9 protein-coding genes are annotated in these 13,195 nt (G+C 62.6%); 5 read left to right on the top strand and 4 right to left on the bottom strand.

Annotated features, from left to right (window positions below; genetic code table 11):
* Window positions 1-124: 124 nt before the first annotated feature.
* From AC58X1_RS06740 to rloA, 3 genes are read right to left on the bottom strand one after another with little or no spacing between them, the layout of a single operon-like run.
* The gene (locus tag AC58X1_RS06740) at window positions 125-1,108 is read right to left on the bottom strand and encodes an alpha-L-glutamate ligase-like protein (protein WP_101321026.1); all 984 of its coding nucleotides are present in this window, start codon (window positions 1,106-1,108) and stop codon (window positions 125-127) included.
* Window positions 1,108-2,643, bottom strand: a complete 1,536-nt coding sequence (gene rloB, locus AC58X1_RS06735; protein WP_101321024.1) for an osmotic stress tolerance membrane protein RloB — start codon at window positions 2,641-2,643, stop codon at window positions 1,108-1,110. The genes AC58X1_RS06740 and rloB overlap by 1 nt, the downstream gene beginning before the upstream one ends.
* Window positions 2,644-2,648: 5 nt before the next feature.
* A complete protein-coding gene (gene rloA / locus AC58X1_RS06730) occupies window positions 2,649-3,185 on the bottom strand; it encodes a retropepsin-like aspartic peptidase RloA (RefSeq protein ID WP_101321022.1) in 537 nt (178 codons plus the stop codon).
* Window positions 3,186-3,491: 306 nt separating this feature from the next.
* Between rloA and AC58X1_RS06725 the strand changes: the two genes are divergently transcribed.
* The 5 genes from AC58X1_RS06725 to prpF all read left to right on the top strand — a co-directional run bounded on the left by AC58X1_RS06725 (window position 3,492) and on the right by prpF (window position 10,357).
* Window positions 3,492-4,208 carry a GntR family transcriptional regulator gene (locus tag AC58X1_RS06725; protein ID WP_497428561.1) on the top strand — a complete coding sequence of 239 codons (717 nt, stop codon included), beginning with the start codon at window positions 3,492-3,494 and terminating at the stop codon, window positions 4,206-4,208.
* On the top strand, window positions 4,205-5,095 hold the full coding sequence (prpB, locus tag AC58X1_RS06720) for a methylisocitrate lyase (RefSeq protein WP_401182439.1): 891 nt from the start codon (window positions 4,205-4,207) through the stop codon (window positions 5,093-5,095). Before AC58X1_RS06725 ends, prpB begins: the two co-directional genes overlap by 4 nt.
* A gap of 66 nt (window positions 5,096-5,161) precedes the next feature.
* Window positions 5,162-6,289, top strand: a complete 1,128-nt coding sequence (gene prpC / locus AC58X1_RS06715) for a bifunctional 2-methylcitrate synthase/citrate synthase (RefSeq protein ID WP_497428560.1) — start codon at window positions 5,162-5,164, stop codon at window positions 6,287-6,289.
* Between the two features lie 155 nt (window positions 6,290-6,444).
* Window positions 6,445-9,033, top strand: a complete 2,589-nt coding sequence (acnD, locus tag AC58X1_RS06710) for a Fe/S-dependent 2-methylisocitrate dehydratase AcnD (protein WP_150569850.1) — start codon at window positions 6,445-6,447, stop codon at window positions 9,031-9,033.
* 136 nt (window positions 9,034-9,169) lie between these two features.
* The gene (prpF, locus tag AC58X1_RS06705) at window positions 9,170-10,357 is read left to right on the top strand and encodes a 2-methylaconitate cis-trans isomerase PrpF (protein ID WP_181108132.1); all 1,188 of its coding nucleotides are present in this window, start codon (window positions 9,170-9,172) and stop codon (window positions 10,355-10,357) included.
* Window positions 10,358-10,475: 118 nt separating this feature from the next.
* Here the strand turns inward: prpF and acnB are convergent, their stop codons facing one another.
* The gene (gene acnB / locus AC58X1_RS06700; protein ID WP_220634178.1) at window positions 10,476-13,085 is read right to left on the bottom strand and encodes a bifunctional aconitate hydratase 2/2-methylisocitrate dehydratase; all 2,610 of its coding nucleotides are present in this window, start codon (window positions 13,083-13,085) and stop codon (window positions 10,476-10,478) included.
* Between the last annotated feature and the right edge of the window lie 110 nt (window positions 13,086-13,195).

Below are 13,195 nucleotides of genomic sequence, written 5' to 3'. Positions count from 1 at the left end.
ACAGCGCTGAAAAAACGAGGAGGCGATTGTAGGCTGCTGATGCCGAGCGGCCTAGTCCCGGCTGCGACATCCGCAGCCTGGGTAGCGCAGTGGAGCTGCTCGCAGCCCCATGCGCAGGCACTACTCAGTTGTGCGAAGGGACGTGGCCAAACAAGCTTTGCGCAACCCGCACGCGCTGCTCGGCATCTTCGCTGATGCCGTCTTTGGCCAGCGCTTCGATATGCGCTTCGATGGCATGGGTACGCTGGGTCAGGCCGCAGTCGTTGGCGATCTGGATATTCAGGCCCGGGCGGGCGTTGAGCTCGAGAATCAATGGCCCCTTGTCCTGATCCAGCACCATGTCGACGCCGATGTAACCCAGCCCGCACAGCTCGTAGCAGCCGGCGGCGAGCTTCATGAAACCGTCCCAGTTGGGTAGCTGTACACCGTCTACCGAGTTGGTGGTGTCCGGGTGCTTGCTGATGATGTTGTTCAGCCAGGTACCGCGCAGGGTGACGCCGGTGGCGAGGTCGACACCGACGCCGATGGCGCCCTGGTGCAGGTTGGCCTTACCGCCCGACTGGCGGGTAGGCAGGCGCAGCATGGCCATCACCGGGTAGCCCATCAGGACGATGATGCGGATGTCAGGCACACCTTCATAGCTGATGCTCTTGAAGATCTGGTCCGGCGTTACCCGGTACTCGATCAGCGCCCGGTCACGGTGGCCGCCAAGCGAGTACAAGCCAGTGAGGATGCTCGACACCTGGTGTTCGATTTCCTCGTGGCTCATGATCTTGCCCGACACTGTGCGGTAGCGGTCCTCGAAGCGGTCGGCGATGACCAGGATGCCGTCACCGCCCGCGCCCTGAGCGGGCTTGATGACGAAGTCGCTACGCCCGCCGATGATCTCGTGCAGCTTGTCGATCTGCTTTTCGGTCTCGATCACGCCATACATTTCCGGCACATGGATGCCGGCCGCGATGGCGCGTTCCTTGGTGATGATCTTGTCGTCGACGATCGGGTACAGGTTGCGCTTGTTGTACTTGAGGACGTAGTCCGCGTTGCGCCGATTGATACCCATGATGCCCCGGGCCTCCAGGGCTTTCCACGTCTTGATCAGTCCGAACATCAGGCGTCAGCCTTCTTCAGGAATGCCTTGAAGCGCACCAGCTCGGTCAGGCGGTAGCCGCGGTAGCGACCCATCGCCAGCATGAAGCCCACCAGAATCAACAGCACCGCAGGGAAGGTGAAGACGAAGTACACCAGCTCCGGGACCATCATCAGCAGGTGCGCCAGCGAGGCGGCGAACAGGGTGCCGATGGCAACTTTCATGGCATGGCCACCGCCACGTTCTTCCCAGGTGATCGACAGGCGTTCGATGGTCATGGTCAAAATCACCATCGGGAACAGCGCCACCGACAGGCCGCGCTCAAGGCCCAGCTTGTGGCTGAACAGGCTGATGGCAGCGATCAATACCACGACAAAGGTCAGCACCACCGACAGCCGCGGCAGCATCTGCAACTTGAGGTGCTCAAGGTATGAGCGCAACGACAGGCCCAGGGCGGTAATCACGGTAAACAGGATGATGCCGAAGCCCAGCTGAGTCTCGCGGAAGGCCAGGGCGATCAGCACCGGGGTAAAGGTACCCAGGGTCTGGAGGCCGATCAGGTTGCGCAGCACCAGGATCACCAGCACGCCAATCGGGATCATGACCATGATCATGAACGTCTGCTGGGTTTGCAGCGGCAGGCTGTACAGCGAGTATTCGAGGAAGTCGGCGTCGGTGTTTTCGTCGGTCAGCTTGGCCAGGCGGATGGCATTCATCTCGCTGTTGTTCATGCTGAAGGTGACGTTGGCCTTCTTGCCGCCATCGACGGTGATCAGGTTGTCATCGCCGGTCCACCACAGCAGGCGATCGCTGGGCAGGCCTTGCTCGCCGGTGTCCGGGTTGAAGTACAGCCAGTCGTTGCCGTTGAAGCTGCGCAGCCACAGTTCAGGCGATTGCGGGGTGTCGGCAATCAGGCGAATGGTGTGGACCTTTTCCATCGGTACGTGGGCGATGGACAGCAGCAGGTCGATGACCTTGGCCTTGTTCATGGCCGAGGTGTCGCCGGCCAACAGCAGCTTGACGTTGTCGTCGTTGAGGTTGTTGACCCGCTTGATGGTCTCGCCGACAAAGGTTTCGACGTCGGCCGAGTGCTGGCGAATCGGCGCCATCAACGCTTCGGCAGCAATCTTCTCAGGCCCCTCGACAGCTTTGCTGTCACGGAAGGTCGGGCCTTTGATGGCGATCTTCTCGTTGCTGTAGCGCTTGGTCAGCACCAGGCGGTAGTACAGGGTCTGATTGCCATTGGCGCGGCGCGCCGACCAGGTCACCTTGCGGTTGCCATCGGCGCGGTTGACGCTGACGCCGTAGTTGTTGGAGATGAAGCTCTCGTTGAGGCTGACGTAATCGCGGCTCAGCGGCGGCACGAACATCTGCACCTTGACTGGATCCTTGGCACTGGCGACGAACTCGACCTTGGCGTCGATGTTCCACAAGTCGTCGGTTTCGTCTTCGGTCATCGGGATGCCGAGGAAGAAGATCTGATAGGCCGTGACCGCCACGCCCAGCAACACCAGCACGGTGATGAGGACTTTGAGGTGAAGGGTGAGAGAGCGCATCGGGATTACTCTGCTTTGGGAGCGTCGGTGGCACAGGCAGGTTTGCCGGCCGCGTATTTGAGGCTGGGGTCGACCAGCGCGTCGAAGTCTTTCAAGGCCTCGGAGCCGATCAGCAGCGGGAACTGGAACGTGCTGCGATCGGTAAGGTTGACTTCGATGGTGCGCAGGGCTCGGCCCATGCAAATGTTCAATTCGATAACCGGGCGGGCAGTGTAGGCCTTGCCTTCGTCGGCATTGTAATCACCGGCACGCCGCTTGATCTTGCTGACCCGGGCCAGTGGCCGCTCGATCGGGTGCGAGTGAGCGCTATCGATGGCCAGGTAGAAGCGCACCCAGCTCTCGCCGTTGCGCTTGAAACGCTTGATATCACGGGCACTCAGCGAGGCTGTCTTGGCGCCGGTATCGAGCTTGGCCGCAACCTCGAGGTCGAGGTCATTCAAGTGGGCGTACTCGTTCAGGCCGTACACGGTCTTCTCGGCTGCGTGGCCGAAGGTCGGCAGCAGGGCAAGGCAGAACAACAATAGAACGGGTGTAAGTCTCATAAATCCTGGCGCGGTGCTGTGCTGGGTTCAGGGCAAGGCGACTGGCCAAGCATCCTTTTGATCTGTCGACACTTATACAAATGACTACACAAATGACATACGACGACAGGCGGACTGTTGATGCCCCCTCAGGGAAGCGCGGCATTCTACCACGGCGACGTCTTGACGCCAGCGCGTCGCAATCTGACAGTGCTGACGCGCTTTAAGTTCGCCGTTAGACGATTGTCGACAATGTGCATTTTGGCTTTGACTATTCGAGTCGGTTTAGCTAGTTTTGTGGCTATTGAAGATCAAGGTGTCGACAATATGCTGGAACTCAGCCAAGCCCCGCCGACCATAGTGGAAGAAAGCGAGACGCTTTCGGAAAACGTCTTCCGGCGTATCCAGGCTGCCATCGTCAAAGGCGAAATCGCCCCAGGCAGCAAGATCTCCGAGCCGGAGCTGGCGCGCACCTACGGCATCAGCCGGGGCCCATTGCGCGAGGCCATCCATCGCCTCGAAGGCCAGCGCTTGCTGGTGCGGGTGCCGCATGTTGGTGCTCGCGTGGTATCGCTGAGCCACGCCGAACTGATCGAACTGTACGAGATCCGCGAATCGCTCGAGGGCATGGCCTGTCGGCTGGCCGCCGAGCGCATGAGTGCGGCCGAGATCGACGAACTGCGCCGGGTGCTCGACACCCACGAGCGCGATGCCGCGTTCCAGGCCGGGGTGGGCTACTACCAGCAGGAAGGCGACTATGACTTCCACTACCGCATCATTCAGGGCAGCGGCAACCAGACCCTGGTGCAGATGCTCTGCGGCGAGCTGTACCAGCTGGTGCGCATGTACCGCATCCAGTTTTCCGCCACGCCTAACCGCCCGCATCAGGCTTTCGCCGAGCATCACCGCATCCTCGATGCGATTGCCGACCGCGACGGCGAGCTGGCCGAACTGCTGATGCGCCGCCATATCGGCGCCTCCAAACGCAATATCGCGCGCCACTATGAAGGCGTAGACAACAACAGCCCACGAGGTGAGTCATGACTGTGAAGAGCACGCCAGGCCAACGTTTCCGCGACGCGGTTGCCGCTGAACATCCTTTGCAGGTGGTCGGCGCGATCAACGCCAACCACGCGTTGCTGGCCAAACGCGCCGGGTTCAAGGCCATCTACCTGTCCGGTGGTGGCGTCGCCGCCGGCTCGCTTGGCCTGCCAGACCTGGGTATCACCGGTCTGGATGACGTACTCACCGACGTGCGGCGCATCACCGACGTCTGCGACCTGCCGTTGCTGGTGGATGTCGACACCGGCTTTGGCGCTTCGGCATTCAACGTGGCGCGCACCGTGCGTTCGATGAACAAGTTCGGCGCCGCGGCCATTCATATCGAAGACCAGGTTGGGGCCAAGCGTTGCGGCCACCGGCCTAACAAGGAGATCGTCACCCAGCAGGAGATGGTCGACCGGATCAAGGCCGCCGTCGATGCGCGCCTGGACGACAGCTTCGTGATCATGGCGCGCACTGACGCGCTGGCAGTAGAGGGCCTCAACGCCGCGCTGGACCGCGCCGCCGCCTGTGTCGAGGCGGGGGCTGACATGATCTTCCCCGAGGCGATCACTGAACTGGCAATGTACAAGACCTTTGCCGAGCGCGTGCAGGCGCCGATCCTGGCCAACATCACCGAGTTCGGCGCTACCCCGCTGTACACCACCGAACAGCTGGCAGCGGTCGACGTGTCGCTGGTGCTGTACCCGCTATCGGCGTTCCGCGCCATGAACAAAGCAGCGGAAAACGTCTACACCGCACTGCGCCGCGATGGCACTCAGCAAAACGTCATCGACACCATGCAGACTCGCATGGAGCTCTACGATGCCATCGGCTACCACGCCTTCGAGCAGAGCCTCGATGAGCTGTTTGCCCAGAAAAAAGGCTGACACTCAGTTAGCAGTCGCCCGGATTAGCCAGCAATTCCATAACAAGTTCAATAAAGGAGAAGCCCCATGGCCGAAGCAAAAGTACTCAGTGGCGCAGGCCTGCGTGGCCAGGTGGCCGGCCAGACCGCGCTGTCGACCGTTGGCCAGGCCGGTGCCGGCCTGACCTACCGTGGTTACGATGTGCGTGACCTGGCAAAGCATGCCGAATTTGAAGAGGTCGCCTACCTGCTGCTGTACGGCGAGCTACCCAGCAAAGCCGAAGTCAACGACTACAAGCGCAAGCTCAAGGCGCTGCGTGATCTGCCTCAGGCGCTCAAGGAGGTGCTTGAGCGCATTCCCCGTGATACCCACCCGATGGACGTCATGCGCACCGGCTGCTCGATGCTCGGCACGCTTGAGCCGGAGCTGACCTTCGACACCCAACAGGACAAGACCGATCGCCTGCTCGCGCTGTTCCCGGCGATCATGTGCTACTGGTACCGCTTCAGCCACCATGGCGTGCGCATCGACTGCAACAGCGATGAAGACACCCTCGGCGGGCACTTCCTGCAACTGCTGCACGGCAAGAAGCCGAGCGAACTGCATGTGAAGGTGATGAACGTCTCGCTGATTCTGTACGCCGAGCATGAGTTCAACGCTTCGACCTTTACCGCCCGGGTCTGTGCCTCGACCCTGTCTGACCTGTATTCCTGCGTTACCGCGGCGATCGGCTCGCTGCGCGGCCCACTGCATGGCGGCGCCAACGAAGCGGCGATGGCCTTGATCGAGCGCTTCCAGAGCCCGCAGGAAGCGACCGCCGAGCTGCTGCAGATGCTCGAGCGCAAGGACAAGATCATGGGCTTTGGCCATGCGATCTACAAAGAGTCCGACCCGCGCAACGAGGTGATCAAGGGCTGGGCCAAACAGCTCGCTGATGAAGCCGGCGACACCGTGCTGTATCCGATTTCCGAAGCGATCGACAAGACCATGTGGGAGCAGAAGAAGCTGTTCCCCAACGCCGACTTCTACCATGCCTCGGCGTATCACTTCATGGGCATTCCGACCGAGCTGTTCACGCCGATCTTCGTCTGCTCGCGGCTGACCGGCTGGGCGGCGCATGTGTTCGAGCAGCGTGCCAACAACCGGATCATTCGCCCGAGTGCGGAGTATGTCGGGGTCGAGCAGCGTGAGTATGTGCCGATAGAGCAGCGTTGAGGCTGCGGGTGTCGGGGGCTGCTCTGCAGCCCTATCGCGACACAAGGGCGCTCCTACAGTGGACTGCGGTGCTTTTGTAGGAGCGGCCTTGCGTCGCGAAAGGGGCGCTCAGCGCCCCCAGCTTTACCAACCAATACCGTGAGCCTGATAACTATATGAACAGCACCTTCCGCAAGGCCCTGCCAGGCTCCGGCCTGGACTATTTCGATGCCCGCGCAGCGGTCGAGGCGATCAAGCCCGGCGCCTACGCAGGTCTGCCGTACACCTCCCGCGTACTGGCCGAAAACCTGGTGCGCCGCTGTGATCCAGCCACCCTCAATGCCTCGCTGGAGCAGTTGATCGAACGCAAACGCGATCTCGACTTCCCCTGGTTCCCGGCGCGGGTGGTGTGCCACGACATTCTTGGCCAGACCGCCCTGGTCGACCTGGCAGGCCTGCGCGACGCGATCGCCGACAAGGGCGGCGACCCGGCCCAGGTCAACCCGGTAGTGCCCGTGCAACTGATCGTCGACCACTCCCTGGCCGTCGAGTGCGGTGGCTACGATCCGCAGGCTTTCGAGCGCAACCGCGCCATCGAAGACCGGCGCAACGAAGACCGCTTTCATTTCATCAACTGGACCAAGAAAGCCTTCAAGAACGTTGATGTGATCCAGCCCGGCAACGGCATCATGCACCAGATCAACCTGGAGAAGATGTCGCCGGTGATCCACAGCGAGCGCGGCGTAGCCTACCCGGACACCTGCGTCGGCACCGACAGCCACACCCCGCATGTCGATGCACTGGGCGTCATCGCCATTGGTGTGGGCGGCCTTGAAGCCGAGAACGTCATGCTCGGTCGCGCCTCGTGGATGCGCCTGCCGGAAATCGTCGGCGTCGAGCTGACCGGCCGCCTGCAGCCAAACATCACCGCCACCGACCTGGTTCTGGCCCTGACCGAGTTTCTGCGCAAGCAGAAGGTGGTCGGCGCCTATCTGGAGTTCTACGGTGAGGGCGCCCGCGCGCTGACCTTGGGCGACCGCGCCACCATCTCCAACATGGCTCCGGAATACGGTGCCACTGCGGCGATGTTCGCCATCGACCAGCAGACCATCGACTACCTGCGCCTGACCGGCCGCGAAGAGCAGCAGGTGCAACTGGTCGAGAACTACGCCAAAGTCGCCGGCCTCTGGGCCGACAGCCTGGTCGACGCGGTTTACGAGCGTGTCCTCAGCTTCGACCTGTCGAGCGTGGTGCGCAACATGGCCGGGCCATCCAACCCGCATGCCCGCGTGGCCACCAGCGAGCTGGCCGCCAAGGGCATCGCCGGGGCCTGGCAGGATGTGCCCGGGCAGATGCCGGACGGCGCCGTGATCATCGCTGCCATCACCAGCTGCACCAATACCAGCAACCCGCGCAACGTGATCGCCGCCGGCTTGATCGCCCGCAACGCCAACCGCCTTGGGCTGACCCGCAAGCCGTGGGTCAAGTCGTCGCTGGCGCCGGGTTCCAAGGCGGTCAAGCTGTACCTGCAGGAAGCCGGGCTCGAACATGAGCTGGAGCAACTGGGCTTTGGCATCGTCGCCTTCGCCTGCACCACCTGCAACGGTATGTCTGGCGCGCTCGATCCGGTTATCCAGCAGGAGATCATCGACCGCGACCTGTACGCCACCGCGGTGTTGTCGGGCAACCGCAACTTCGACGGGCGCATCCACCCGTACGCCAAGCAGGCGTTCCTCGCCTCGCCGCCGCTGGTGGTGGCCTACGCCATTGCCGGGACCATCCGCTTCGATATCGAGAAGGATGTGCTGGGTGTGGTCGACGGCAAGGAAATCCGCCTCAAGGACATCTGGCCCAGCGATGCCGAGATCGATGCCGTGGTCGGTGCCGCGGTCAAGCCCGAGCAGTTCCGCAGTGTGTACATCCCGATGTTCGCCATCGAAGAAGACACCGGGCCCAAGGTCCCGCCGCTGTACGACTGGCGCCCGATGAGCACCTACATTCGTCGCCCGCCGTACTGGGAAGGCGCCCTGGCCGGTGAGCGCAGCCTGCGCGGCATGCGCCCGCTGGCGGTGCTGCCGGACAACATCACCACTGATCACCTGTCGCCGTCGAATGCGATCATGCTCGACAGCGCCGCCGGTGAATACCTGGCGAAGATGGGCCTGCCCGAGGAAGACTTCAATTCCTACGCAACCCACCGCGGCGATCACCTGACTGCCCAGCGCGCCACCTTTGCCAACCCCAAGCTGTTCAACGAAATGGTGCGCAAGGCCGATGGCAGCGTGCAGCAGGGTTCGCTGGCGCGGCTTGAGCCGGAAGGGCAGGTGGTGCGCATGTGGGAAGCGATCGAAACCTACATGCAGCGCAAGCAGCCGCTGATCATCGTTGCCGGTGCGGATTACGGCCAAGGCTCGTCACGCGACTGGGCCGCCAAGGGCGTGCGCCTGGCCGGGGTCGAGGCGATCGTTGCCGAAGGCTTCGAGCGCATTCACCGCACCAATCTGGTCGGTATGGGGGTGTTGCCGCTGGAGTTCCAGGCCGGCACCGACCGCAACACCCTCGGCCTCGATGGCAGCGAAAGCTACGACGTGCTCGGCCGGCGCACCCCGCGGGCGACCCTCACCCTGGTGGTCACCCGCCGCAACGGCGAGCGCCTCGAGGTACCGGTGACCTGCCGCCTGGATACCGCCGAAGAGGTTTCCATCTACGAAGCGGGCGGGGTGCTGCAGCGCTTCGCCCAGGATTTCCTCGAAGCTACCGCCTGAGTACCGGGGCCGCTGTGCGGCCCTTCGCGGGTGAACCCGCTCCCACAGGGTTTGCGCGGTGCCTGTGGGAGCGGGTTCACCCGCGAAGGGGCGCGCAGCGGCCCCGGCTAGACCGCAGAATTCATAGGACTCAATCATGACCTACGCACCGCAGATCAAAATCCCCGCCACCTACTTGCGTGGTGGTACCAGCAAAGGCGTGTTTTTCTCCCTGCAAGATTTACCGGAGCGCGCTCGCCAGCCCGGGCCTGCCCGGGACGCGCTGATCCTGCGCGTGATTGGCAGCCCCGACCCATACGGCAAGCAGACCGACGGCATGGGCGGCGGCACTTCGAGTACCAGCAAGGCGGTGATCGTCTCGACCACTACCAAGCCTGAGCACGACGTTGATTACCTGTTCGGCCAGGTCGCCATCGACAAGGCGTTTGTCGACTGGAGCGGCAACTGCGGAAACCTCTCGGCAGCGGTCGGCTCGTTCGCTATTAGCAGCGGCTTGGTCGACCCAGCGCGCATCCCGCACAACGGCACTGCCACGGTGCGTATCTGGCAGGCCAACATCAGCAAGACCATCATTGCCCACGTGCCGATCAGCAACGGCGAAGTGCAGGAGACCGGTGACTTCGAGCTGGACGGGGTGACGTTCCCTGCTGCCGAAGTGCAACTGGAGTTCGTCGAGCCGGCCGCCGATGATGAAGGCGGTGGTGCGATGTTCCCCACCGGTAACCTGGTTGATGACCTGGAAGTGCCAGGGGTTGGCACGTTCAAGGCGACTCTGATCAACGCCGGCATCCCGACCATTTTCCTCAATGCGCAAGACCTCGGTTACAGCGGCACCGAATTGCAGGATGCGATCAATGCTGACCCGCAAGCGCTGGCGCGCTTCGAGACCATTCGCGCCTATGGCGCACTGCGCATGGGCTTGATCAGCAACCTCGAGCAGGCCCGCGAACGTCAGCACACCCCCAAGGTGGCCTTCGTCGCGGCACCGGCTGCTTATGCTGCGTCCAGTGGCAAAGCGGTCGCGGCGGCAGATATCGACCTGCTGGTGCGCGCGTTGTCGATGGGCAAACTGCACCACGCCATGATGGGTACTGCAGCAGTCGCCATCGGCACCGCAGCCGCTATCCCCGGTACGCTGGTCAACCTGGCTGCAGGCGGTGGTGAACGCACTGCGGTGTGCTTTGGGCACCCGTCCGGGACATTGCGCGTCGGTGCCGAGGCGCGCCAGGTAGACGGCCAGTGGACCGTGACCAAGGCCATCATGAGCCGCAGTGCTCGCGTGTTGATGGAAGGCTGGGTGCGGGTGCCGGCGGACAGCTTCTAGCCACATCGCTGTGCACCGGCTTCGCCCAAGCTGAACGGCAACAAAAGCACCGCATAAAAAAGCCCCGGCATCACTGCCGGGGCTTCTTTTTTACCGCGCTAGGCGCTTGTTGCAGGTATTAGACCTGAACAGCCGGGATCTTGGCGCTTTCCGCAGCGTCACGGAACTCGGCGATCTGGTCGAAGCTCAGGTAGCGGTAGACGTCGGCAGCCATGCTGTCGATGTCTTTGGCGTACTGCATGTACTCTTCGATGGTCGGCAGCTTGCCGATGATCGAAGCCACTGCTGCCAGCTCGGCCGAAGCCAGGTAGACGTTGGTGGCATCGCCCAGACGGTTAGGGAAGTTACGGGTCGACGTGGAAACCACGGTCGAACCGGTCTGCACACGTGCCTGGTTACCCATGCACAGCGAGCAACCTGGCATTTCCATGCGCGCGCCAGCTTTGCCGTAGATGCCGTAGTAGCCTTCTTCGGTCAGCTGGTGAGCGTCCATCTTGGTTGGCGGAGCCAGCCACAGACGGGTCGGAATACCGCCCTTGACCTTCTCCAGCAGCTTGCCAGCAGCGCGGAAGTGACCAATGTTGGTCATGCACGAGCCGATGAACACTTCGTCGATCTTCTCGCCCTGTACCGAAGACAGCAGGCGGGCGTCGTCCGGGTCGTTCGGCGCGCAGAGCACAGGCTCTTTGACGTCGGCCAGGTCGATTTCGATGATCTCGGCGTATTCGGCATCGGCGTCTGCAGACAGCAGCTGCGGGTTGGCCAGCCAGGCTTCCATGGCTTGCGCACGGCGCTCCATGGTCCGCGCATCGCCGTAGCCTTCGCTGATCATCCAGCGCAGCAGGGTGATGTTCGACTGCAGGTATTCGGCAACCGCTTTTTCCGGCAGCTTGATGGTGCAGCCAGCAGCAGAGCGCTCGGCGGAAGCGTCGGACAGCTCGAACGCTTGCTCGACAGTCAGCTCGTCGAGGCCTTCGATCTCCAGGATGCGACCCGAGAAGGCGTTGATCTTGCCTTTCTTCTCGACGGTCAGCAGGCCTTGCTGAATGGCGTAGTACGGGATCGCATGGACCAGGTCACGCAGGGTGATGCCAGGCTGCAGCTTGCCCTTGAAGCGAACCAGGATCGACTCTGGCATGTCCAGCGGCATCACGCCGGTGGCAGCGGCGAAGGCGACCAGGCCGGAACCGGCCGGGAACGAGATGCCGATCGGGAAGCGGGTGTGCGAGTCGCCGCCGGTGCCGACGGTGTCAGGCAGCAGCATGCGGTTCAGCCAGCTGTGGATGATGCCGTCGCCAGGACGCAGCGACACGCCGCCACGGGTGCGGATGAAATCCGGCAGGGTGTGGTGGGTGGTGACGTCGATTGGCTTCGGGTAAGCCGCGGTGTGGCAGAACGACTGCATGACCAGGTCAGCCGAGAAGCCCAGGCAGGCGAGGTCTTTGAGCTCGTCGCGGGTCATCGGGCCAGTGGTGTCTTGCGAACCCACGGTGGTCATCTTCGGTTCGCAGTAGGCGCCTGGACGTACGCCCTGGCCTTCTGGCATGCCGCAGGCACGGCCAACCATTTTCTGCGCCAGGGTGAAGCCCTTGCCAGTATCGACCGGTGCGTCCGGCAGTTTGAACAGGTCGGTTGGACCCATGCCCAGCTCGGTGCGCGCCTTGTCGGTCAAGCCACGGCCAACGATCAGCGGGATACGGCCGCCAGCACGGACTTCGTCGAGCAGGACTGGCGTCTTCAGTTCGAAGGTGGTGACCAGCTCGTCGCTTTCGTGACGGCGTACTTCACCTTTGAACGGGTACACGTCGATGACGTCGCCCATGGCCAGGTTGCTGCAGTCGAATTCGATTGGCAGGGCGCCGGCGTCTTCCATGGTGTTGTAGAAGATCGGAGCGATCTTGGTGCCGAAGCAGAAACCGCCAGCGCGCTTGTTCGGCACGTTGGGGATATCGTCACCGAAGAACCACAGTACCGAGTTGGTTGCCGATTTACGCGACGAACCGGTACCGACCACGTCACCGACGTAGGCGACCGGGAAGCCTTTGGCGCGCATGGCTTCGATCTGCTTGAGCGGACCGACCGAGCCTGGTTGCTCAGGCTCGATGCCGTCACGGGCCATTTTCAGCATGGCCAGGGCGTGCAGCGGGATATCAGGGCGCGACCAGGCATCCGGGGCAGGGGAGAGGTCGTCGGTGTTGGTTTCGCCAGGCACCTTGAACACGGTCAGGGTGTACTTTTCGGCAATTTCAGGGCGCTTGGTGAACCACTCGCCATTGGCCCAGGACTCCAGCACAGCCTTGGCGTGGGCGTTGCCCGCCTTGGCTTTTTCGGCGACGTCATGGAAAGCATCGAACATCAGCAGGGTGTGCTTGAGCTGTTCGGCCGCGACGGCAGCCAGTTCGGCGTCGTCCAGCAGCGCGACCAAAGTCTCGATGTTGTAGCCGCCCTGCATGGTGCCGAGCAGCTCGGTGGCATGCTTGCGGTCGAGCAGTGGCGAAGTGGCTTCGCCCTTAGCGATGGCCGAGAGGAAACCGGCCTTGACGTAGGCAGCTTCGTCAACGCCTGGTGGTACGCGGTTGGTGATCAGGTCAACGAGGAAGGCTTCTTCGCCGGCTGGCGGGTTTTTCAACAGTTCGACCAGGCCTGCAGTCTGTTCGGCGTTCAGCGGCTGGGGCACGATGCCCAGGGCTTTACGCTCTTCGATATGTTTGCGGTAGGCTTCAAGCACAGTTATTACCCTCATCAGTGGTCCCTAAAGGGAGTCCGGGACGCTCATCCAGAATTCAACGCGGCCATGCGCAATACGGCTTCGTGAGCCGTCCAGCCAGGCGTGCGGAA

This window comes from Pseudomonas sp. PGPR N4 (genome assembly GCF_059693665.1).
Note: the sequence above shows the minus strand (reverse complement) of the source record. Positions and strands in the feature narration are given on the sequence as shown.